Origin of the sequence: Janthinobacterium agaricidamnosum, from assembly GCF_003667705.1 — a bacterium.
In the GTDB taxonomy this organism is placed as follows: domain Bacteria; phylum Pseudomonadota; class Gammaproteobacteria; order Burkholderiales; family Burkholderiaceae_D; genus Janthinobacterium.
Map to the genome: position 1 here is coordinate 3,533,806 of NZ_CP033019.1, position 22,566 is coordinate 3,556,371.

Consider the following 22,566-nt stretch of genomic DNA (forward strand, 5'->3'; position numbering starts at 1 on the left):
CTCTTGCCGCCATCAGCCGTACAAATGCAGCAGCACCTGCACGGCGACGATCTTGACGATGGTCATGCTGGGGAAAATCATCGCATAGCCGAGGTTCGGGCGGTCCGACTTGGCCAGGCGGTTGGCGAACACCAGCACGGCCGGATTGCCCGTGGCGCCGGCCGCGATACCGAGCAACTCGGGAAACGGCAGGCGCAGGAAGACCTTGCCCAAAATCACCACGAGGGCCACCACCACCAGCACCGTCACTGCCCCGAGCGCCAGCATGGGCAAGCCGTCGGCGCCCACCTGCTGCACGAAAGGCAAGCCGGAGGCCATGCCGACGGAGGCGAGGAAAATCGTCAAACCATAGTTACGCATGACCAGGTTGGCCGACAGGGGCAGGCGCCAGCTGATCTTGCCCACCCTGCCCAGACGTCCCAGGATCAGCGCCATCACCAGCGGACCGCCGGCCAGGCCCAGGCTGAACGAGCCTATCCACGGCAAGGGGATGGGCACCAGGCCCAGCAGCACACCCAGCACCATGCCCATACCCAGCGACACATAGCTGAACTCGGCCGTGGCCGTGATGGAATTGCCGAACAGCTTGCGCACGTCGGCTGCATGTTTCGCTGGTGCAATGGCCATCACCCTGTCGCCAAATTCCAGGGTCAGGAAAGGATGGGGCAAGATCATGGCGTCGCCACGGCGGATGAAGGCGATCTGCAGGGGAAAATCTTTCGCCAGATTCAATTCGCCCAGGGGCACGCCGACGATTTCCGCATCCGACACGAACACTTCCGTGCCGTCGAACGCACTGCGGTCCTTCATCAGCCGTCCCGGGTCCAGGTGGCCCAGCGCCGTGCGCGCCGCTTCCACGCCCGCCACCGTGCCCGACACCATCAGCGCGTCGCCCACGCCGAGCACCAGGCCAGGATCGGGCAAGCGGTTCTGGTGGCCCTGGCGCACGCCGATCACTTGCACGCCCGCCAGCGGGCCGTCGGCCAGTTCGGACAGGGCCGCACCCGCCAGTTTCGCTTCGTCGATGGTAATTTCCGACACGACGATGGGTGCCGGCGGCGGCGTCAGCACGGGTTTCAGGATGCGCCCGGCCAGGTACAGGCCCAGCATGGGGCCGACGACGCCGAACGGATACGCGACCGCATAGCCGACGGCCGCGTCGCCATTGCCGTGCGACGCTTCCAGCGCCGCCTGCAAGGCGGCCGTGCTGGTCATGGCGCCGGCAAATACGCCGCTGGCCATGCGCAGCGAGATATCGATCCACTGCCCGCCCCAAACGGAGACAGCCAGGCCGCCCATGACGGCGGCAAAAGCGATCAGATTGTGTTTCTGGCCCGCCCCGCGCAAGCCGGCGAAAAACTGCACGCCGTACTGCACGCCTATGCCATACAGAAACAGCAGCAGGCCGATGGAGCCGACCATGGGCGGCGGCACGGAACCGGGTGCAAATGCGCCCAGCGCCAGCCCCGCGAACAGCACGCCGCCCACGCCCAGCGAAAAGCCGAACACGCTGATGCGCCCCAGCGCATAACCGGCGCCGATGACGAGAAACAAGGCGAGGATGGGCGTGGACTCCAGCGTGTGGCGAAATAATTGAAGCATCAGAAACCTTGGTCTGGGGAAGGCCCAGTTTAGCATGCACAAAAGCAACACCATGCCTCGATGACAAGCAAGCGTGCGCAGGTTTGCACCTTAAAAACGGGCAAAAAAAAAGCCCGCTACGGGAGCGGGCTGAATCTAATTCCTGTGAGGAAGTAGAGGAGACAGGTGCAATGATGCCGCGTCGCAACATATAAATCCAATTGCATGTTGTGATGATAGAAATATGCTTTATCAATATCTCGTTCAGGCCGTGCCAAAAATGACGAGTTTTCGATGCGATCGTTGTTCACGCGTCACCAGCACGCGGGCTTGCTCCACGCTTACGCAAACCTGCGGCGCAAACCCCGCTGGCAAGGTCTGCGCATCGCGCGCGATGCGTGGCGGCTCATTGATCACGTCATAATCTGCACGCTTGAAAAACAGTTGCTCGATACCGGCACCGGCGTTTTCCGCTGGCTGCGGCTTGACGACGATGAGCGACCAGTTCTCGTCACCGAGAAACTGCTTTTGCTTCAGGAAGGCGTTGACCCTGTCCGCAGGCGGCGCCGAACCGGGCAACTCGTTCTGATACAGCGCCAGCGGACACAGCAGCGTGCCGGCCGGCCACCCCATATCAGGCAACGCTGCGACCGTATCCGGCCGCAATAGGGCGAGATGGCGCTCAAGCGGATGCCGCTCGTCCGAGCAGGCGCCCAGCGCCATCAGCGCGAGCATGCCCGCAGCGCGAAACAAAGGCTGCATCAACTTGTCACCTTGTATGTTTATGGTTAAGCAAGCTTATACTAATGTGGTACTTACAGTGCATGCAGATTCGGCCTGACGATGGTTATCACGCGTTCCTTTTGATGCCCACAGCCTGATCCACGTAGCCGTCGGGACGTATGAGCAAGGCATGCGCGCCTGCCGGTGTTACTTGGGAGTCCGCAGGCACAGCTTTGATCGTATCGACCCATCGCATATCGAGCTCAGGCGTGTAGTTGCCACCCTCGCGATCCTCACTGGTCGTCAGGTGCAGCAGTAGCCAATGACCACTCCGCAAAAAACTGAACAGCGAGGCTTGACCACCGTTATCCAGTTTTAGCTGCCAGTCAGGCAGCCGCCGCCCTGTCCAATCGGGCAGCAACGCCCATCCCTGCGGAACATCGACAACTGAGGTCGGGTATCGAATCCCGTAGCCGGACAAGTCATGCGCAAGCACTGCATTAAGAGCGGGAATTTTCATCAGCTCACTGAACGTCTCTCGCAGCGCCTGTCCCGGAGCATCAAACGAATTCATCATTAGTGCACTTTGCGCCAAGGTATTTTGGTACAGCGCGGCACCAACGGCATGACGCTCTTTGTGGTAGCTGTCTAGCAGCGACTCTGGCGCATGTCCGTTCACTACGCCCGCCAGCTTCCAGCCCAAGTTCATCGCGTCCTGCATGCCCACGTTCATACCCTGGCCGCCCGCAGGAAGGTGGATATGTGCGGCATCACCGACCAGCAGGATTCGATCTTTGCGGTAGACACTCGCCAGGCGGGTTTCATTCGAGAAGCGTGATAGCCACGTCGGTGCATGCAGACCAAAGTCCTGTCCCGCCACCCGTGTGGTCGAATCAGACAACTCTTCGAGCGTGACGGGCGTGGTCGCAGGCACATCAACTCGGCCGGTATCGATCACGATGACGCGGAACATACCACGACCTAAGGGAACGATCATTAATCCACCTGCCGCGTTGCCTACACTGAATCCCGGCGTAGACGGCGGTGCGCTCAGACGAACGTCGCCAAGCATGACAGTCTTCGTAGCCGGCAGACCATGGAAGGCGATGCCTGCGTGCTGGCGAACCAGACTGCGCGCGCCGTCTGCACCGACCACGTAGCTGCCAGAAATATCGAAAGGGGTGCTGTGCTGTTGCCCCATCACGGAAATGCCATCGGCCGTTTCGACAATGCGCTCCACCGTAGCATTCCTGCGCAATTCAACCCCTAGCTCAAGCGCCCATGTCTCCAGCAGTTGCTCGGTCACGCTCTGTGGGATGAACAGTGTGTAAGGATAGGTGGTGTCGATCACCGAAAAATCAAGTCGCGTCTTCAATCCCGCAAAATGCCCGCTGGGAATCTTTATGCCGTTCGCCAGAAAGCGCTCAGCCACGCCACGTTGGGCCAGCATCTCCACCGTCCTGCCGTGCATGGTTAGCGCGCGCGACTGCGCTATTGGCGCGTCACGGCGCTCTAGTACTGTGACGCGTATTCCTGCCAACCGCAATTCGCATGCCAGAGTTAAACCTACAGGGCCTGCACCTACTACGATCACATCCACATTTTCATTTTTCATTTGCACCTCAATCTAACATCGTTAGTTAAAAAATTTATGTTAATCTAACGTCGTTAGCCTGTCAAACAAGAAGTTTATGAAGATCCAACGTAAAGCCGTAATTGCCACCGCTTTGAACCTGCTGGACGAGGTAGGTATAGAGGGTCTTACAATGCGCCGTCTTGCCCAGGAACTGGACATCAAAGCAGCATCACTGTATTGGCACTTCGCCAATAAGCAGGCTTTGATGAATGGCATAGCCGACGCTTTGATTGAAGGGGTCGCGCATGGGCATCCGGACGAACTGTCCCCCTCGACTGCTTGGTTCAATGCGGTCAGCGTGACCGCACATGAGATTCGAAATGCGCTGCGCAAGCGGCGGGACGGTGCACGCGTATATGCTGGCACCTACGTCATCACCGACAACACACTTCGCGTTGCCGAGGCGTTGATCGGCCCTTTGTGTGAGGCTGGGGCCTCCACTCGGTTGGCGTCTTGGGGTGCCTTCAGCATCATCTATTACGTAATGGGCTTCGTGATGGAAGAGCAACCGCTGGCTGACCCTAGTGAAATATCGCTGGCCATCGCAACTCACCGTGACCAGTTTGAAGCTCTGGCGGCTAAGGGCTATCCACATGTTTTGGCTGCGGCAGCGGATTTATTCAACCCGGATTTTGATGCGCGATTTGACGCTGGCCTCGATCTGCTTATCACAGGTCTTCGCATGAGGATCGCAGAAAGTTCCCATGCTTGAACTAATTATTAACTTTTTTTACTTCACACTTGCTCCGCGAACCTATGTCATACCCTTTGGAGGGTTATAGGTCGAGGAACACGATTTTTCTTCAAGGATTTATACTAAGCGAGCGAGCTGCATTGATTCTCACGTATTGCACGGCATGTCGCCAGGTCGAGCGATGCAGTATCTGGAGCCCTGGAATTCCTCGCCGTGGCGTTTTCAATACGAGGTGACGTATTAGCCACATCACGCGTTTTAAAGTCTGTTTTCGGCCGAAGCGGAAATTGCCTCTGAGGTATTGTCCGTACAGGTAAACCCATGCGAGGCGCCGCATCGAGACGATTTTCATGCCTCACATGGGTTGGTACGGAACCTTCGAGACATTGGCGCCCGATTGTCTAGACCCAAACGAGACGATGTCCATGGCCTTCGGGTGCTTGCACTTAAGAGATGCGGCCGTGGCAGCCCGCGCGATAAGGCGCAAGGGCAAAAAAAAGCCCGCTGCGGGAGCGGGCTGAATCTAATTCCTGTGAGGAAGTAGAGGAGACAGGTGAATGATGCCGCATCGCAGCATCATTATCCAATTGCATGTTGTGATGACAGAAATACGATTGTTCTATATCTCAGCCATAGCGGCCGCCCCTGCCCCTGCGATTCCTATGCCACGGTATCGGCACGCAAGGTTTTCGCTGCCGCCACCATGTTGGCCAGCGCGGGAATCACTTCCCTCCAGCCGCGCGTCTTCAGGCCGCAATCGGGGTTGACCCACAGGCGCTGCGCGGGAATGCGTTCGGCCGCCTTGCGCATCAGATTCACCATCTGTTCCTGGCTCGGAATATTGGGCGAGTGAATGTCGTAGACGCCGGGGCCGATGTCATTCGGATAATTGAACTCGTCAAAGGCGTCGAGCAATTCCATGTCGGAGCGCGAAGTTTCGATCGTGATGACGTCCGCATCCATGCCGGCGATCTGCGCGATGATGTCGTTGAATTCCGAATAGCACATATGCGTGTGGATCTGCGTTTCATCGGTCACGCCATTGGCCGTGATGCGGAACGATTCCACGGCCCAGCGCAGGTAGTCGGCCCAGTGCGACTTGCGCAGTGGCAAACCTTCGCGCAGTGCCGCCTCGTCGATCTGGATCACGCGGATGCCGGCCCGCTCCAGGTCCAGCACTTCGGCGCGCATGGCCAGCGCCAGCTGGTGGCACGAGACGGAACGGGGCTGGTCGTCGCGCACGAAGGACCAGTTCAGGATGGTGACGGGACCCGTCAGCATGCCTTTCATCGGCTTGTCCGTCAGCGACTGGGCGTAAGTGCTCCACTCGACCGTCATGGCGCGGGGGCGGCTGATGTCGCCAAACAAAATGGGCGGCTTGACGCAGCGCGAACCGTACGATTGCACCCAGCCGAACTGGCTGAAGGCATAGCCGTCGAGCTGTTCGCCAAAGTATTCCACCATGTCATTGCGTTCCGCTTCGCCGTGCACGAACACGTCCAGGCCCAGGGTTTCCTGTTCCCTGACGCAACGGGCGATTTCCCCCTGCATCAGCTTTTTGTAGCTGGCTTCGTCCAGCTGGCCGTTGCGGAACTGGCTGCGCGCCTGGCGGATTTCCGCCGTCTGCGGGAAGGAGCCGATGGTCGTCGTCGGATACAGCGGCAGTTGCAGCAGCGCAGCTTGCTTGACGGCACGCTCGGCATAGCCGCTCAGGCGCTGGCCCAACGTCGCATCGATGCGCGCCAGGGCCGCTTTCACGTGCGGATTGTGCACGCGGGTCGACTGGCGGCGCGCTTGCACGGCCGCAAGATTAGCATCGAGTGCCGCCTGCACGGAGGCGCGGCCCTGGTTCAGGGCGCCGGCGATGGTGTGCACTTCATCAAGCTTCTGGCGGGCAAAGGCCAGCCAGGACCGGATATCGTCATCGAGCTTATGCTCGCTGTCCAGGTCGACAGGCACGTGCAGCAGCGAGCACGACGGGGCGATCCACAAACGGTCTTGCAGGCTGGCGTGCACGGGTTCCAGCCACGCCAGCACTTGCGTCAAATCCGTCTTCCAGATATTGCGGCCATTCACCACGCCCAGCGACAGCACACTGCTGGCGGGCAATTGGGCGACGACTTGTTCCACCTCATCGCGGGCGTTGACGGCATCGAGGTGCAAGCCTTGCACGGGCAGCTTGCACGCCAGCGGCAAATTGTCTTGCAGCTTGCCGAAATACGTGGCCAGCAACAGTTTGACGTGCTTGACCTTGCTCAAGGCATCATAGGCCGTGACGAGGGCCTGCTGCCACGCGCCGTCGAGTTCCGTGACGAGGACCGGTTCATCGATCTGCACCCACTCCACGCCCTGGCTCGCGAGTTCCTGCAGTAGTTGCACGTAGACGGGCAGCAAGCCTTGCAGCAGCGCCAGCTTGTCGGAATCATCCTTGGCCTTGCCCAGCAACAAATAGGTGACGGGGCCGATCAGCACGGGTTTGGCTTTCACGCCGAGCTGGCGCGCTTGCGCCAGTTGCCGCAACAGGCGGCTGCTGTCGAGCTTGAATTGCGTCTCGGCCGAAAATTCCGGCACGATGTAGTGATAGTTGGTGTCGAACCATTTCGTCATTTCACCGGCGTGGACGCAGCTGCAATCGCTGTCGCTGGCCGAGCGGCCACGGGCCACGCGGAAATAGTTGTCGAGCGCGGCGCCTTCCAGGCCGCGCACGCGCTGCGGCAGGTTGCCCAGCGTAAAACTCAGGTCCAGCACCTGGTCATAAAAGGAAAAGTCGCCCACGGGCGCGAAGTCCAGCGCGCGCTGGTCTTGCCAGTGACGCTGGCGCAACTCAGCACCCTGGCCTTCCAGCGCGTCCAGGCTGCTTTGCCCCTTCCAGTAGTCTTCCAGGGCGAATTTCAGTTCGCGTTTGGCGCCGATGCGCGGGTAGCCCAAATTGTGTGTCGTGACGGTCATGGTGATTGCCTCCCAGTGAAGTGTGGGGTCATCATAGAGGCTTTCATCCATGAAAAATAATGGTAAAACTTCATACATCCATTAATAATACTCATGTATGAGCATGCTGAACGTATTCACGAGGCCGTGCCGCGCGGAGTCGGGCACCTCGTTCGCCGCGCGTGCCGGCCGGTGCCCAGGACCAAAACGACAGGCAAAAAAAAGCCCGCTGCGGGAGCGGGCTGAATCTATTTCCTTGGAGGAAGATAGAGGAGACAGATGAATGATGCCGCGTTGCAGCATATAAAACCACTTTATATTCGTGATGTCAGAAATACGCAGCAGTGATATTAGGGGCAACAGACAATTCCATGCGGCAACTTTTATGCTGCCGCTTCCGTCTTTCCGTCGCCGGAACGCAACATATTCTTGATGCCGCGCAAGGCTTGCCGCACGCGGGCCTCGTTTTCGATCAGGGCAAAGCGCACGTATTCATCGCCGTACTCGCCGAAACCGATGCCGGGCGACACGCTCACCTTGGCCTTTTGCAGCAGCAGTTTGGCAAATTCCAGCGAGCCCAGGTGACGGTAGGCTTCCGGGATATGCGCCCAGATATACATCGACGCCTTCGGCTTTTCCACCATCCAGCCTGCTTCATGCAAACCTATCACCAGCACGTCGCGGCGGCGCTGGTACTGCGCGCAGATTTCCGTCACGCAGCTTTGGTCGCCTTCCAGCGCGGCAATGGCCGCCACTTGCACGGGCGTGAAACTGCCGTAATCGTGGTAGCTCTTGATGCGCGCCAGGGCCGCCACCAGTTCCGCATTGCCCACCATGAAGCCGATGCGCCAGCCCGCCATGTTGTAGCTTTTCGACATGGTGAAGAACTCGACGGCCACGTCGCGCGCACCGGGTACCTGCATGATGGACGGCGCCTTCCAGCCATCGAAGGTGATGTCGGCATACGCCAGGTCGTGCACCACCAGGATATTGTGCTGCTTCGCCAGCGCGACGACGCGCTCGAAGAATTCCAGTTCCACGCATTGCGCCGTGGGGTTCGACGGGAAACCCAGCACCATCATCTTAGGCTTCGGGTAGCTTTCGCGGATCGCCCGTTCCAGTTCGGCAAAGAAATCCACGCCCGGCCCCATGCGCACGGAGCGGATATCGGCGCCCGCGATGACGGCGCCCCAGATGTGAATCGGGTAGCTGGGGTTCGGCACCAGCACCGTGTCGCCCCGGTCCAGGGTCGCCAGCATCAAATGGGCCAGGCCCTCTTTCGAGCCGATGGTGACGATGGCTTCGCTGTCCGGGTCGATGTCGACCTCGTAGCGCTTCTTGTACCAGTGTGCAATCGCGCGGCGCAGCCGCGGAATGCCCTTGGACGCGGAATAGCCATGCGTGTCGGGGCGTTTCACCGTTTCGACCAGCTTGTCCACGATGTGGGCCGGCGTGGCGCCATCGGGATTACCCATCGACATGTCGATGATGTCCTCGCCACGGCGGCGCGCGGCCATCTTGAGTTCGGCGGTGATGTTGAAAACGTAGGGGGGAAGACGATTGATGCGCGAAAAGCTGCGCGGAGCTTGGCTGTCGGTCATGGTATCTCTATACGTAAGCGCCCGGATCCGTCCGAGCGACGTTGGCGCAATGAGTGCGCCTGCAACGATACTAACCCGGTTTATCCAGCACTGGCAAGGGTGCTGCAGAGTCGTTACAATGCAGGCTGATCGAAAATGAGCGCACCGGTTGGTAACCCGGTAAGTGCCCGGCACAGTCCGGCATGCTCCCGCCCACGCGGACCCACGGCGCTGACCCTTGGCTGTTACACCAGCCGGGGAGGTGTTCTGGTTCGTGCATTTTCCCGCCGCGCCATCCCTCCCCTGCTTTGATTAGGAATATAAAACGGATGGCAACACACGACACCGCAGTAACTGGCATGACCCTGGACCGCGCCGGCATCGAGCAGCAACTGGCCCTGCCGGTGCGCCACTTCATCGATTGCGCCTTCGATGGCGAAGACCTGTCGCGCCTCGACTTGCAGGGCTGTACGTTTGAACGCTGCACCTTTGCCGACACCAGCTTGTTCGCCAGCAAACTCGCGCGCAGCACCTGGCGCCGCTGCCGCGCCGGCAGCGCCGATTTCGAATCCGTCGACGCCGTTGACGCGAATTTCGAAGGCTGCGACCTGAACAACACGAAATGGCGGCGCGCCAAGCTGGCATCGGTCACCTACCGGGGCTGCAAGCTGACGGGCGCCTCGTTCGAGGAAGCGGCCCACCTGGGCTTGACCTTCGAAGACAGCCTGCTGGTGGGCGCCGACCTGCGCGGCTTTTCGTTCCGCAAGGCAATACTCAAACAGCTCGATTTTTCCGACGCCTACCTGGCCGGCTGCGACTTCCGCGACGCCGTCTTCGAAGGGGGCAGCTTGCGCAACGCCACCATCAAACTGGCGAAGTTCCAGGGCGCGGACTTGCGCGGCGCCGATATCGACGGTTTCAAACTGAGCGAAGCTGCGCTGCTGAAAGGCGCTGTCATCACGCAGGCGCAGGCGGCCAACTTCATGCGGGCGCTGGATCTGGTGGTGATGTAAGCCTTGCCCACAGCCGTTCTTGACAGCAAGCTTGCGGTAAAAGCGGGTTGCCGCAACCAAGGGTTCAGGGCTGATGGCATTTTCCATGTCCATTGCCCACGCTGCGTCGCTCGCCAGTGGTTTTTCAGGCCCACACAATTTCTCACGCCACGCGATTCACCGCAGTCCATGCCAAATAATGCGTGCTATATTCCGCACGCAGGTTTCCATTTAAACATCCGCCGACAATACTGCCCAATAACAATGATGAAGATAATAAAAATAATCTTATTCATACTGCTGTGCATCCTGACATCCATCACCATTCCGCCAGCGGGAGTAATCTTCAGTTATATGGCGCTGCGTGAAAACAAGGAGAGCATCAGAAGATTCATCGTCAAGATATCTCCCGACACCGAAAAAATCATTCCTGCGCTGATCGAAAGATATAACGATCCCAAGACCATTCTTTCACTTGTTATTTTTTCCATTGCCACGATAGGCGGCCTGATCCTCCTGGTTTCGCACCTGCATATCCAGGAAACAGATGATTATGTAAATTACATCCTCGAACAGGTGGCGCTCACAGGCATTCTCGTCGTTGGGGTGTCAGGCATTGCATGGGTACTCTTTTCGCTGAATTCCGTTTTTGCAAGCCTGCTGGCAAAAGTGGGGGTTTCCCTGGCGGTGTCTGCCTGCGTGATTTTTTCGCGCCTGAGCGCTGTCGATTTTTTTGCGGCCAATTTTCCTTTTCCGCCGTCCTACCTGCCCTTTTCGTTTGGCCTCGCCACCCTGATATTTGCCTTCTCGTTCAGCGCCTTTGCCTATGCTGTGCTGGCAATCATTTTTGAGGTCATTTTCCTGTTGTTCTTGTTTATTTTCGATTTCAAGACCAATAAAAAAACCACTTACTTCCTCTTTGCAATCTCCATTGCTGGCTTTATCGGAAGTTATTCGGCGGCCCAGGCCATGATCCAGGGCATATCAAACAAGGGGCCACTGTTCATGATCAAGGCCGCTGAACGGTATGACTTCACTACCAATCATATGTGCCAGGTGCAGGAGGGCGAAACTGTCCTCTTCATTGACAATGTAGCGGATCGCGCGATTGCAGCGACTTTCCCGCCGCCCCCGCAAGGCGAAAAAATTTCCCCTCGAAATATCTCTGACGCCACATTAAAAAGCTATCTGCCGACACATTTCCGCACCGTGCATTGCAACCAGCTAGCCGAAGCACAAAAGGAAGCTGGCTGGTGCGGCAGTCCCCAACGTTATGGCTATTGTGATGCCGATGGCAAACTGCGCAAATAAAGAGGCAAAAAAAAGCCCGCTATGTAAGCGGGCTGAATCTATTTCCTTGGAGGAGATAGAGGAGACAAGTGCATCTTGCGGCATCGCGGCATATCACGCCACTTTATATTCATGATGATAGAAATATCCATCAGTGATAATGAGATGCCATCAGGGTTTCAAGCCGTGCGGCGCGTGCCCAAGGGTAAAAATTCTGCCAGCCACACCAGCAGGGCCAGGCCCGGAAACGCCATGCCGGTCAGCAAGGTTGCCTGCCAGCCATAGCTGGCATACACCCAGGCGCCGACGGCCGAGCCGGCCGCGCCGCCGGCGAAGAACAGCGCGAAATACAGGCCGTTCAAACGGCCCCGCACTTCCGCGCCCAGGCTGAAGATGGCGCGCTGGCCCAGTACCAGGTTGGCCGCCACGCCCATGTCGAGCACGATGGACGCCACCACCAGCAAGCCCAGCGCCACGTGCTTCGATTCCGGGGCGAACATGGGCAAGGCAAACGCGACGATACCCAGCGCCAGCGCAGCAGCCGTGGCCGGCAAAGTGTGGCCAGCATCGGCCAGGCGGCCCGCGATGGGCGAGGCGACGGCGCCCGCCATGCCCACCAGGGCAAAGATGGCGATGCCCGTTTGCGACAGACCGAACGCGGGGCTGGCCAGCACCAGCGGCGTGACGGTCCAGAACAGGCTGAAGGCGCCAAACAAACCCGCGTGATAGGCGGCGCGGCGGCGCAGCACGGGCGTGCCCAGCAGCAAGTGCCACAGCGAGGCCATCAGGGCTGGATATTTCATGCTCGACACGGGCTGACGCACGGGCAAGGCACGGCGCAGCACCAGCGCCAGCAATACCATCAGCACGGCGGCGCCGCCAAACACCACGTGCCAGCTGGCGTGCGCGGCCACCAGCGACGCCACGGGACGGGCCAGCATGATGCCTAGCAACAAGCCGCTGACCACCTTGCCCACGGTTTGCCCCCGCGTCGCTTCCTGCGACAGGTGGGCGGCAAACGGCACGATCACTTGCGCCGCCACGGAACCGAGGCCGATGGCCAGGGCGGCGGCCAGGAAGACGATGGCGCCCGTGGAGAGGGCCGCCACCACGAGGGCCGTGGCCGTCACCAGCAAGGCCGTGACGATCAGGCGGCGGTTTTCCAGCAAGTCGCCCAGGGGCACGACAAACAGCAGGCCCAGGGTATAGCCCACTTGCGTCAGGGTGACGATCAGCCCGGCCGCCTTGGCCGACAGGCCCGTCGAGGCGCTGATGGGGCCGACGAGGGTTTGCGCGTAATACAGATTGGCGACGATGAGGCCGGAAGCGATGGCCAGCAACAGCACCATGGCCGGTGCAATGTCGTGGGGAGTGGAAGATGAGGCCTTGTTCATGTTGTTTCCTCGGTTCGATAGGGATGTCGCCATTCTAGGGAAAACTATGGCAAAGATAATCAGGGCATAATCCACTTATACTTTTCACATAAAATGAACAATGAGAATGGACGATATCCTATGGACAAGATCAAGGCCATGCAAACCTTCGTGCGCATCGTCGAAGCCAACAGCTTTTCCAAGGCGGCCGAGACCCTGAATTTGCCCCGTGCCGCGCTGACGGCCACCCTGCAAAAGCTGGAAGCCTACCTGGGCACGCAATTGCTGCAGCGAACCACGCGCCGCTTGTCGCTGACGCCGGAAGGGGCTGAGTACTTTCGCCATTGCATTGATATTTTGAAAGCCGTCGACACGGCGGAACTGGCATTTCGCGGTCCCGACGCGAAAAAACCGCGCGGCTTGCTGCGCATCAACCTGCCCAATACGGTGGGCCGCAGGTTGGTCGTGCCGCATATCGCGCACTTCCACGCCGCCTGGCCGGACGTGCAATTGCAGCTGAGCCTGACGGATCGCCTGGTCGACCTGACGCAGGAAGGCATCGATTGCGCCTTGCGCGTGGGCACCTTGCAAGATTCCGCCTTCATCGGCAAACAGGTCGGCCTGATGCGCTTCGTCACGTGCGCCTCGCCCGCGTATCTGGCGCGGCACGGCACGCCGCAGACCCTGGCCGACCTGGCCACGCACCAGGGCATCATGCATTACTCGGGCCGCACGGGACGCGCCTTCGACTGGGATTTTCAACAAGGCAAGGAAGTGCTGCGCGTGCAGATGGCCGGCCCCATCGCCGTCAACGACGCGGACGCCAGCGTCGATTGCGCGCTGCAGGGGCTGGGACTGGCGCAGGCGGCCGTGTACCAGGTGCGCGCGCACCTCGACAGCGGCGCCCTGGTGGCCGTGCTGGCCGATCATCCGCCCACGCCCATGCCGATGTCGCTGCTGACGCCGCAAGGCCGCCTGGCCACGCCCAAGCTGCAGGCGTTTGCTGGCTGGATCACGGCCTTGCTGGCGGCACAGCCCGACGTGCAAGCGCCCACGCACAGAATCTGAGGCAAAAAAAAGCCCGCTGCGAGAGCGGGCTGAATCTATTTTCTTGGAGGAGAATAGAGGAGACAAGTGCATTATGCTGCATCGCGGCATATCAATCCAATTGATTGTTGGAATGATAGAAATACGCCAAACGGATAACTGATCGGGGCGAAAAAAAACCGGCTCCCAAGGAACCGGTTTTCTAGTGCATGAAAGCCTTACTTCGCTGCCGTCACCGGCGTCGCCTTGCCATCGGCGCCATACGGCAAGACCTTCGCCGCCATGCGCGTATCGGCCTTGATCAGCGCCACTTCGTCGGCCAGGATGCGCGCCGCTTCGTTCAGCAGCACGTCCTTGGCGCTCTTGGCGGCCGTTTCGGCATCGAGTTCGGCGCTCAGCGCGCGTTCGTCGCCCTGTAAGCCGTCGTCGGTGCGCAAGGCGCCCTTCACGGCGGCGATCTGCTTGGCCGTCTTGCTGGCCGCTTTCGCGCCCTTCAGCACGTCTTTCGGATCGGGAATCACCACCAGGTCGTCGGCCGGATTCGAAATCTGCGCGATCAGGCGTTTTTCACGGGCCTTCGCGCGCGCTTCCTGGGCATCGCGCTCCTTGCGGCGCACGGTTTCATTGAGCGAAATCTGGTTTTCCTTGCGCTGCTTGAAGACGAGAGCGATGTCATCGAGCAAGTACTGGAAATCCTTGTCCTTGGCCACGCGCGCTTCATGCTTCTTGTCCAGCAGCGGCACGATATCCTTCAGGTCGCCCGTCGGCATGTACGGCGCCGGCTTGATGGCCACCCATGGCAAGGCATTGTCATAGCTCGATTCGCCGAAGTTCTCCGTGTCCGACATGGCCGGCAGCTTGATGTCGGGCGTGACGCCGCGCAACTGCGTGGTGCCGCCGTTGATGCGGAAGAACTGGGCGATGGTCATCTTCAGCTCGCCGAAACGGGCTTTCTCGCTGCCGCCGAAACGGTCGAGGTTGAACAGAGTTTGTACGGTGCCCTTGCCGAAGCTGCCTTCGCCGATGATGACGCCTCGGCCGTAATCCTGCACGGCGGCGGCGAAAATTTCGGAAGCGGAAGCGGAACCGCGGTTGATCAGCACGCCCATCGGGCCATCCCAGGCCAGGCCCGCGTTGGTGTCGCTTTCCACGTCGACCTTGCCTTCGGCATTGCGCTGCATCACGACCGGTCCCTTGTCGATGAACAGACCCGTCAGTTCGACGGCTTCGTTCAGCGAACCGCCGCCGTTGTTGCGCAAGTCGATCAGGACGTTGTCGACCTTGTCCTTCTTCAACTCGGCCAGCAAACGGCTGACGTCGCGCGTAGCGCTTTTAAAGTCCTTGTCGCCACGGCGGCGCGCTTCGAAGTCCTGGTAGAACGTCGGCAGGGCAATGACGCCGATGCGGCGCTTGACGCCGTTCTCGCGCACTTCGATGATCGATTTCTTCGCCGCCTGCTCTTCCATGCTGATTTTCTTGCGCACCAGCGGCAAGACGACGTGCTTGGCATCGGGGCCGGCATCGGCCGGCAGGATGTCGAGGCGCACGACGGAATCCTTGGCGCCGCGGATCAGCTGCACCACATCGTCGATGCGCATGCCCAGCACTTCGGTGATGGGGCCGCTTTCGCCCTGCCCCACGCCGACGATGCGGTCGCCCACTTTCAGCTTGCCCGACAGGCCGGCCGGGCTGCCCGGCACCACTTCGCGCACCACCGTGTATTCGTCGCGCGTCTGCAGCACGGCGCCGATGCCTTCGAGCGACAGGCGCATGGCGATGTCGAAGTTGTCCGAGGCGCGCGGGCCCAGGTAATTGGTGTGCGGTTCGATCGACATGGCATACGAGTTCATGAAGATCTGGAACACGTCTTCGCTGTTGAGCTTGCGCGAACGGGTCGTGTAGCTTTCATAGCGCTTGTCCAGCGTCTCGCGGATGGCCTTGTCTTCCTTGCCCGCCAGTTTCAGGCGCAGCCAGTCGTTCTTGACGCGCTTGCGCCACAGGTCGCGCACTTCCTCGTCGTTCTTCGGCCAGGCGGCCTTTTCGCGGTCGAGCTGGTAGCTCTCGTCGGCGGTAAAGTCGAACTTGGTTTTCAGCAATTCACGCGCATACGCCATGCGCTCGTCGAAACGCTGCTGGTACAGGTTGTAGATGGCAAACGGCGCCGTCAGGTCTTCATTGATGATGGCGTCGTCGAGCTTGGTGCGCAAGGGAGCGAAGCGGTCGATGTCGGCCTGCACGAAGAACAGTTTTTCTGCGTCCAGGGATTTGAAATAGCGGTCGAAGATTTTCTCCGACATGGCGTCGTCGAGCGGCATGGCCTTGTAATGGACGCGCGTCAATACGCGCGATGCCCACAAGGCGGCCTGCGTTTGCTGGGCCAGCGGCTTCATGGTGAGCGGAGGAGCGGCGCTCTTGTCCGTCTGGGCTGCGCCAGCGTGGGCTGACAGGGCGAGCACCAGGGTGACCAGCATCATTTGCTTCTTCATCGGCTTCTCCGAAAATTAGTTAAATCAATTCCAGGCGGCGCAGAGATGCATGCGCCAGCCAGCAAGACAGTAAGGGGATACACGACTGGTCTGCATATTATTCTACAGGATACGGCCTGGCAGTCTCCCAAGGAAGATCAGTTTCTTCCTGGAAGCTTAAACGCGGATTAAAGGCGGCGTCTCATTCATTACAAAGTGAAACATTCGTGAGAAAAATCGCATCATTCAGCAGCGATGAATATCAACATGCGCCACTGGAATGAAAAAAGTCAATAGATTGAAGCGGCAATCCTTGATCTCAATGATGTTTTTATGTGAAAAAGTGATTCCTGCGGGAAACACTTAGTAACAAATGGCAAGCAACATGCTATCATCGCGCCCTGAAATACAGCTTGCCTGCGCGCCGCTCCCACAGCCGGCGCGCTTTCGTTTCAACAGTGTTCCCACCAGATCCCCTCCCCGCGTGTCATGTCATGACCTGGAATGGCCGAGCTGATTACCCTTTGCCAGACTCACACTATGCCTACAATTTCCTTCTCCCCCCGCCACTGGAGTGTCGGCGGCAAGATTACCGTCTTCACGTTTGCCCTCGTCAGCCTGATCCTGGCCAGCCTGACTGCCTTGATGAGTATCAATACCTCGCGCGTGCTGGAACAGCGTGCCGAAGCGGCCGTCACCAGCGAACTCAATAGCGTCATGACGACCACGCAAGTCTTCCATACTGCCATGGTCAACGAAGCGGCCAGCTTTGCGCGCCTGTTCGCGGCGGAATTTCCCGGCCCGTTCACGGTCGACGCGGGCGCCATGGTGGCCGTGGCCGGCAAGGCCACGCCGGCCCTGGCCAACGGCGGCAAGGTGCTCAACCTCGATACGGCCCTGGTCGACCGCTACACGGCGCAGACGGGCGTGATCGCCACCATCTTTGCCGCCAACGGCGATGAATTCGTGCGCATCAGCACGTCGCTGAAAAAGCAGGATGGCGAACGCGCCATCGGCACCCAGCTCGACCACAACCACCCCAGCTACGCGCCGCTGCGTGCGGGCCAGCGTTTCGTCGGCATGGCAACCTTGTTTGGCAAGCAATACATTACGCAATATGATCCCGTGCGCGACGCGGCAGGAAAAGTGGTGGGCGTGCTGTTCATCGGCCTCGATATCAGCAAGAATCTGGCCATGCTGAAAGAGAAGATTCGCCAGGTCAAGATCGGCCAGACGGGCTACATCTACATCGTCGACACGGCTCCCGGCGCCAATTACGGCCACCTGGTGCTGCACCCGAACAGCGAAGGCAAGAGCGCGCTCGACTTCAAGGCCAGCGACGGCCGGATGTTCATCCAGGAAATGCTGGCGCAGAAAGACGGTGCCATGCGCTATACGTGGACGGCGCCCGGCGAAACGGCTGCCAGCGCGCGCGAAAAGCAGCTGTATTACCGTCAATTCAAGGATTGGCAATGGATCATCGCGGGCGGCACGTTCACGGACGAAATCACCTTGGAAGCGCGCCAGCTGCGCAACCAGCTGGCCATTTCCGGCTTCGTCGCCCTGCTCGTCTTCGCCCTGCTGCTGTACTGGCTGGTACGCACCCTCGTCTCGCGCCCGCTGGCCGCCGCCGAAACGGCCGCCGCGCAAATCGCCGCCGGCGACCTGACGGTGCACCTCGATACGACCAGCCTGGACGAAATCGGCCGCCTGCTGCGCGCCATGAACCGCATCAGCGACAACCTGTCGCAAGTGGTCGGCAACGTGCGCGGCAGCGCCGGGCAAATCGCCACGGCGTCCGGTGAAATCGCCAGCGGCAACCTGGATTTGTCGAGCCGCACGGAACAGCAAGCCAGTTCGCTGGAAGAAACAGCCGCCTCGATGGAGGAACTGAGCTCCACCGTGCGCCAGAACGTCGATCACGCGCAGCAAGCGAGCAAACTGGCGCATGAATCGTCCAGCCTGGCAGCCGAAGGCGGCGCGGCCGTGGCGCAGGTGGCCAGCACCATGGACGCCATCCGCAGCTCATCTGGCAAGATCGCCGACATCATCGGCGTCATCGACGGCATCGCCTTCCAGACGAATATCCTGGCCTTGAACGCGGCCGTGGAAGCGGCCCGCGCCGGCGAACAGGGACGGGGTTTCGCCGTCGTCGCCACCGAGGTGCGCACGCTGGCGCAGCGTTCGACGGCCGCCGCGAAAGACATCAAGGACCTGATCCAGGCATCGGCCGGCACGGTGGACCTGGGCCACGCCCAGGTGAGCCAGGCCAGCGCCACCATGGACACCGTGGTGGCCAGCGTGCAGCAAGTGAGCACCATCATGGCCGAGATCGCGCAGGCGAGCGAAGAGCAGCGCAGCGGCATCGAGCAGGTCAATCAGGCCATCGCCCAGATGGACCAGGTGACCCAGCAGAATGCGGCCCTGGTGGAAGAAGCGGCCGCGGCCGCCGACGCCCTGCAGGAACAGGCGCATGAGCTGAACCAGGTGGTGGGCGTGTTCAAGCTGTAAAAGCGGGCGCGGTGCTAAGATGGCGCATACCACCTTGCCAGGAGACACGATGCACGACGACTATGTTTTGATTGCCCGGCTGATGATCCCCACGGATGCGCACGTAATCCGCGGCTGCCTGGCAGCGGCCGGCATCGACGTGCTGCTGACGGATGACCAGCACATGCAGGCCGACATGCTGCTGGCGGCCGCCATCGGCGGCGCCCGCGTCATGGTGCGCGAACACGACGTGGCGCGCGCCAATGACATCCTCGCCGCCTTCGAGCGGGGCGATCTGGCGCTGGCCGACGATGCGGACGTGGGAATGCCCGCTGCGGAATAAGGAATTAACTTAGGAGTAGAAACAGCGCCCGCAAGCCTGGCGGTAACTCTCGTTGCCGCCTATGCTGATCTGCTCACCTTCCTTGATGCGGCGGCCCTGCTCGTCCACGCGGATGTTCATCGTGGCCTTCTTGCCGCAAGTACAAATATTCTTCAACTCTTCGATATCGTCGGCCAGCGCCAGCAGGTAGGCCGAGCCGGGGAACGGTTCGCCCTTGAAATCCGTGCGCAAGCCGTAACAGATGACGGGCACGCCCTTCACTTGCGCCAGCTGGTGCAATTGCTGCACCTGGGCCGTGCTGAGAAATTGCGCCTCGTCCACCAGCAAACAGGCGACCTGGGGAATAGCGTCGAGGAAATTCGTGTCGGCATGGAAGATATCGACCTGGCGCTGCGGCCCCAGACGCGAGGTGACCCGGCCCACGCCGTAGCGGCTGTCGATGGCGGCCGTGTACAGGCGCACCTGCTGGCCCTGCTCTTCATAGTTGTGCGCGACCTGCAACAAGGCCGTCGACTTGCCCGCGTTCATCGCGGAATACCGGAAATAAAGTTTTGCCACCGCCGCCTGCCCTGTCTGGTTGATTTTCAATACTATTTAGTATCTTTTCGAGGCGTGATTATAAATCGCAATGGCGGGCTTGCGGCAGCTTAATAGTCGCGTCGTTGGTGCGGCAAGCGGGCCAAAAACGGCGCATACTCGAATCGCGCGCGTTGCAGCCGATATGCGCAGCGCGCATATGCAAGCATGGAAACATTCGTTCGCCGCACTCGTCCACCCGCCTACACTGCGCGGCACGGAAGGCGGCTCGGGACACGATCCTGAGCGGCTGTTTCTCTGACAGGAGCCACCATGAATGATCGAATGCCATCCCCCTCCCAGCCGCCAGCGCTATACAAGCTGATCGGCAACACCCCGCTGGTCGAAGTCACCAGGCTCGATACGGGCCTGTGCCAGCTGTTCCTGAAACTGGAATCGCAAAATCCCGGCGGTTCCATCAAGGACCGCATCGGCCTGTCCATCATCGAAGCGGCCGAAGCGGACGGCCGCCTGCAGCCGGGCGGCACCATCGTCGAAGCCACGGCCGGCAACACGGGCATCGGCCTGGCCCTGGTCGGGCGCATCAAGGGCTACCGCGTGATTCTCGTCGTGCCCGACAAGATGTCGACGGAAAAAGTGCTGCACCTGAAGGCGCTGGGCGCGGAAGTGCACACCACGCGCTCGGACGTGGGCAAGGGCCATCCCGAGTACTACCAGGATTATGCGGCGCGGCTGGCGCGCGAACTGCCGGGCGCCTTCTTCGCCGACCAGTTCAACAATCCCGCCAATCCGCTGGCCCACGAAACGACGACGGCTCCCGAAATCTGGGAGCAAACTGGCCATGACGTGGACGCCATCGTCGTCGGCGTCGGTTCGTCCGGCACCCTGACGGGCTTGACGCGCTACTTCCGCAAGACGCAGCCCAAGCTCGAATTCGTTCTGGCCGACCCGCAAGGCTCCATCCTCACCGAATACATCGACACAGGAAAAATCAGCGACACAAGCGGGTCGTGGGCCGTCGAAGGCATCGGCGAAGACTTTATCCCGGCCATCGCCGACATGGACAGCGTCACGAAGGCCTATACCATCACGGACCAGGAAAGTTTTGATTCCGCGCGCGCCCTCTTGCGCGCCGAAGGTATTTTAGGCGGCTCATCCACCGGCACCCTGCTGGCAGCGGCCCTCAAATACTGCCGCGAACAGACTAGCCCGAAGCGCGTCGTCACGTTTGTCTGCGACACGGGGACGCGCTACTTATCCAAAGTCTACAACGACGGCTGGATGCGCGACCAGGGTCTGTTGCAGCGCGCGCGCTCGGGCGACTTGCGCGACCTGATCGGGCGCCGCTACGACGAGGGCGACGTCGTCAGCGTGGCGCCGGGCGACACCCTGCTCACGGCCTTCAACCGCATGCGCGCCAGCGACCTGGCCCAGTTGCCCGTCATTGATGCAGGTCAACTGGTCGGCATCCTTGACGAATCGGACTTGCTGCTGCACGTCTCGAGCGACGCCGCGCATTTCGCATCGCTGGTGGGCGCCACCATGACGACGCAGATCGAAACGCTGGCGCCATCGAGCGGCTTGCCCGCCCTGCGCGCCACGCTGGACCGGGGCTTGACGGCCGTCGTCGCCGACGATACCGGCTTCTACGGCCTGATCACCCGCTTCGACCTTCTCAATCACTTACGCAGGACTTTATCTTGAGCCAAGACATCCCCCGCAAGAGCCATCTGGCCACCCGCGTCATCCACGCCGGCCAGTCGCCCGACCCGTCGACGGGCGCCATCATGCCGCCCATTTACGCCACCTCCACCTTCGTGCAGGACAGCCCCGGCGTGCACAAGGGCCTCGATTACGGCCGCTCGCACAATCCCACACGCTGGGCGCTCGAGCGCTGCGTGGCCGACCTGGAAGGCGGCAGCGCCGCGTTTGCGTTCGCCTCGGGCCTGGCCGCCATCTCGTCCGTGCTGGAATTGCTGGACGCGGGCAGCCACATCGTCGCCGGCGACGACATGTACGGCGGCACGTATCGACTGTTCGAGCGCGTGCGCCGGCGTTCGGCCGGCCACGCATTCACGTATGTCGACCTGACGAATCCCGAGAACCTGCTGGCCGCGCTGCGCCCGGAAACGAAGATGGTGTGGGTGGAAACGCCGACCAACCCGATGCTGAAGCTGGCCGACTTGCGGGCGATCGCCGGCATCTGCCGCGAGCGGGGCATCATCGCCGTGGCCGACAACACGTTCGCCAGCCCGCTGGTGCAGCGCCCCCTGGAACATGGTTTCGACATCGTCGTCCATTCGACCACCAAGTACTTGAACGGCCACTCGGACATCATCGGCGGCATCGCCATCGTCGGCGCGGAGGAACGCCAGGCGGAATGGCGCGAGCAGCTGGGCTTCCTGCAAAACTCGGTGGGGGCGATTGCCGGGCCTTTCGACAGCTTTCTGGCTTTGCGCGGCGTGAAAACCCTGGCTATCCGCATGCAGCGCCATTGCGAAAGTGCCCTGGTGCTGGCGCAGTGGCTGGAACAGCAAAAGGAAGTCAAACAGGTGTTTTATCCGGGCCTGGCGTCGCACCCGCAGCACGCGCTGGCGCAGCGCCAGATGGATGGTTTCGGCGGCATCATCTCGATCGACCTCGACACCGACCTGGCTGGCGCGCGGCGCTTCCTCGAGCGTTGCGAGGTGTTCGCCCTGGCCGAAAGCCTGGGCGGCGTGGAAAGCCTAATCGAGCACCCGGCCCTGATGACGCATGCCAGCATTCCCGCCGAACAGCGGGCCAAGCTGGGCATAGGCGACGGCTTGATCCGCCTGTCGGTGGGGATCGAGGATATCGAGGATTTGCGCCATGACTTGCGCACGGCGCTGGACGCGATTTGAGGGGA

16 protein-coding genes are annotated in these 22,566 nt (G+C 60.7%); 8 read left to right on the forward strand and 8 right to left on the reverse strand.

All coding sequences use genetic code 11. From position 1 onward, the window contains the following. Positions 1 to 12 precede the first annotated feature (12 nt). The 3 genes from D9M09_RS15965 to D9M09_RS15975 form a co-directional block, all read right to left on the reverse strand. Entirely contained in the window at positions 13 to 1,602 is a 1,590-nt protein-coding gene (locus D9M09_RS15965; protein ID WP_121669855.1) for an aspartate:alanine exchanger family transporter, read from the reverse strand. A gap of 243 nt (positions 1,603 to 1,845) precedes the next feature. Beyond that, positions 1,846 to 2,343 (reverse strand): hypothetical protein, encoded by a 498-nt coding sequence (locus D9M09_RS15970; RefSeq protein ID WP_121669856.1) that lies wholly within the window; start codon positions 2,341 to 2,343, stop codon positions 1,846 to 1,848. A gap of 88 nt (positions 2,344 to 2,431) precedes the next feature. Further along, positions 2,432 to 3,919, reverse strand: coding sequence for an FAD-dependent oxidoreductase (locus D9M09_RS15975; protein ID WP_121669857.1), 1,488 nt, complete (start codon positions 3,917 to 3,919; stop codon positions 2,432 to 2,434). Between the two features lie 76 nt (positions 3,920 to 3,995). On the opposite strand from D9M09_RS15975, the gene D9M09_RS15980 reads away from it, so the two are divergent. Further along, a complete protein-coding gene (locus D9M09_RS15980; RefSeq protein WP_121669858.1) occupies positions 3,996 to 4,652 on the forward strand; it encodes a TetR/AcrR family transcriptional regulator C-terminal domain-containing protein in 657 nt (218 codons plus the stop codon). A gap of 642 nt (positions 4,653 to 5,294) precedes the next feature. On the opposite strand, the gene metE is transcribed toward D9M09_RS15980, so the two are convergent. Beyond that, on the reverse strand, positions 5,295 to 7,583 hold the full coding sequence (gene metE / locus D9M09_RS15985) for a 5-methyltetrahydropteroyltriglutamate--homocysteine S-methyltransferase (RefSeq protein ID WP_121669859.1): 2,289 nt from the start codon (positions 7,581 to 7,583) through the stop codon (positions 5,295 to 5,297). Positions 7,584 to 7,945: 362 nt separating this feature from the next. Further along, on the reverse strand, positions 7,946 to 9,163 hold the full coding sequence (alaC, locus tag D9M09_RS15990) for an alanine transaminase (protein ID WP_121669860.1): 1,218 nt from the start codon (positions 9,161 to 9,163) through the stop codon (positions 7,946 to 7,948). Positions 9,164 to 9,471: 308 nt separating this feature from the next. Here alaC and D9M09_RS15995 point away from each other — a divergent pair, with 308 nt between their 5' ends. Together D9M09_RS15995 and D9M09_RS16000 are read left to right on the forward strand one after the other, a co-directional pair. After that, complete coding sequence (locus tag D9M09_RS15995) at positions 9,472 to 10,155, forward strand: pentapeptide repeat-containing protein (RefSeq protein ID WP_070222929.1); 684 nt, start codon at positions 9,472 to 9,474, stop codon at positions 10,153 to 10,155. 3 nt (positions 10,156 to 10,158) lie between these two features. Continuing rightward, a complete protein-coding gene (locus D9M09_RS16000) occupies positions 10,159 to 11,445 on the forward strand; it encodes a hypothetical protein (RefSeq protein ID WP_162995721.1) in 1,287 nt (428 codons plus the stop codon). A gap of 158 nt (positions 11,446 to 11,603) precedes the next feature. Here the strand turns inward: D9M09_RS16000 and D9M09_RS16005 are convergent, their stop codons facing one another. After that, entirely contained in the window at positions 11,604 to 12,818 is a 1,215-nt protein-coding gene (locus D9M09_RS16005) for an MFS transporter (protein WP_070222933.1), read from the reverse strand. Between the two features lie 120 nt (positions 12,819 to 12,938). Between D9M09_RS16005 and D9M09_RS16010 the strand changes: the two genes are divergently transcribed. After that, entirely contained in the window at positions 12,939 to 13,865 is a 927-nt protein-coding gene (locus D9M09_RS16010) for a LysR family transcriptional regulator (RefSeq protein WP_070222935.1), read from the forward strand. Between the two features lie 197 nt (positions 13,866 to 14,062). Here D9M09_RS16010 and D9M09_RS16015 read toward each other — a convergent pair whose 3' ends face one another. After that, complete coding sequence (locus tag D9M09_RS16015) at positions 14,063 to 16,330, reverse strand: carboxy terminal-processing peptidase (protein ID WP_121669862.1); 2,268 nt, start codon at positions 16,328 to 16,330, stop codon at positions 14,063 to 14,065. Positions 16,331 to 16,849: 519 nt separating this feature from the next. Here D9M09_RS16015 and D9M09_RS16020 point away from each other — a divergent pair. Together D9M09_RS16020 and D9M09_RS16025 are read left to right on the forward strand one after the other, a co-directional pair. Continuing rightward, positions 16,850 to 18,820: a methyl-accepting chemotaxis protein gene (locus D9M09_RS16020; RefSeq protein ID WP_162995722.1), complete on the forward strand. Its 1,971-nt coding sequence runs from the start codon at positions 16,850 to 16,852 to the stop codon at positions 18,818 to 18,820. Positions 18,821 to 18,869: 49 nt separating this feature from the next. Then, positions 18,870 to 19,142, forward strand: coding sequence for a putative signal transducing protein (locus D9M09_RS16025; protein WP_099411417.1), 273 nt, complete (start codon positions 18,870 to 18,872; stop codon positions 19,140 to 19,142). Positions 19,143 to 19,151: 9 nt separating this feature from the next. Here D9M09_RS16025 and D9M09_RS16030 read toward each other — a convergent pair whose 3' ends face one another. Continuing rightward, positions 19,152 to 19,700 carry a thymidine kinase gene (locus tag D9M09_RS16030; RefSeq protein ID WP_070313504.1) on the reverse strand — a complete coding sequence of 183 codons (549 nt, stop codon included), beginning with the start codon at positions 19,698 to 19,700 and terminating at the stop codon, positions 19,152 to 19,154. 303 nt (positions 19,701 to 20,003) lie between these two features. Here D9M09_RS16030 and D9M09_RS16035 point away from each other — a divergent pair, with 303 nt between their 5' ends. Together D9M09_RS16035 and D9M09_RS16040 are read left to right on the forward strand one after the other, a co-directional pair. Then, a complete protein-coding gene (locus D9M09_RS16035) occupies positions 20,004 to 21,383 on the forward strand; it encodes a pyridoxal-phosphate dependent enzyme (RefSeq protein WP_070313503.1) in 1,380 nt (459 codons plus the stop codon). Next, complete coding sequence (locus D9M09_RS16040) at positions 21,380 to 22,561, forward strand: trans-sulfuration enzyme family protein (RefSeq protein WP_121669863.1); 1,182 nt, start codon at positions 21,380 to 21,382, stop codon at positions 22,559 to 22,561. Before D9M09_RS16035 ends, D9M09_RS16040 begins: the two co-directional genes overlap by 4 nt. Positions 22,562 to 22,566 lie beyond the last annotated feature (5 nt).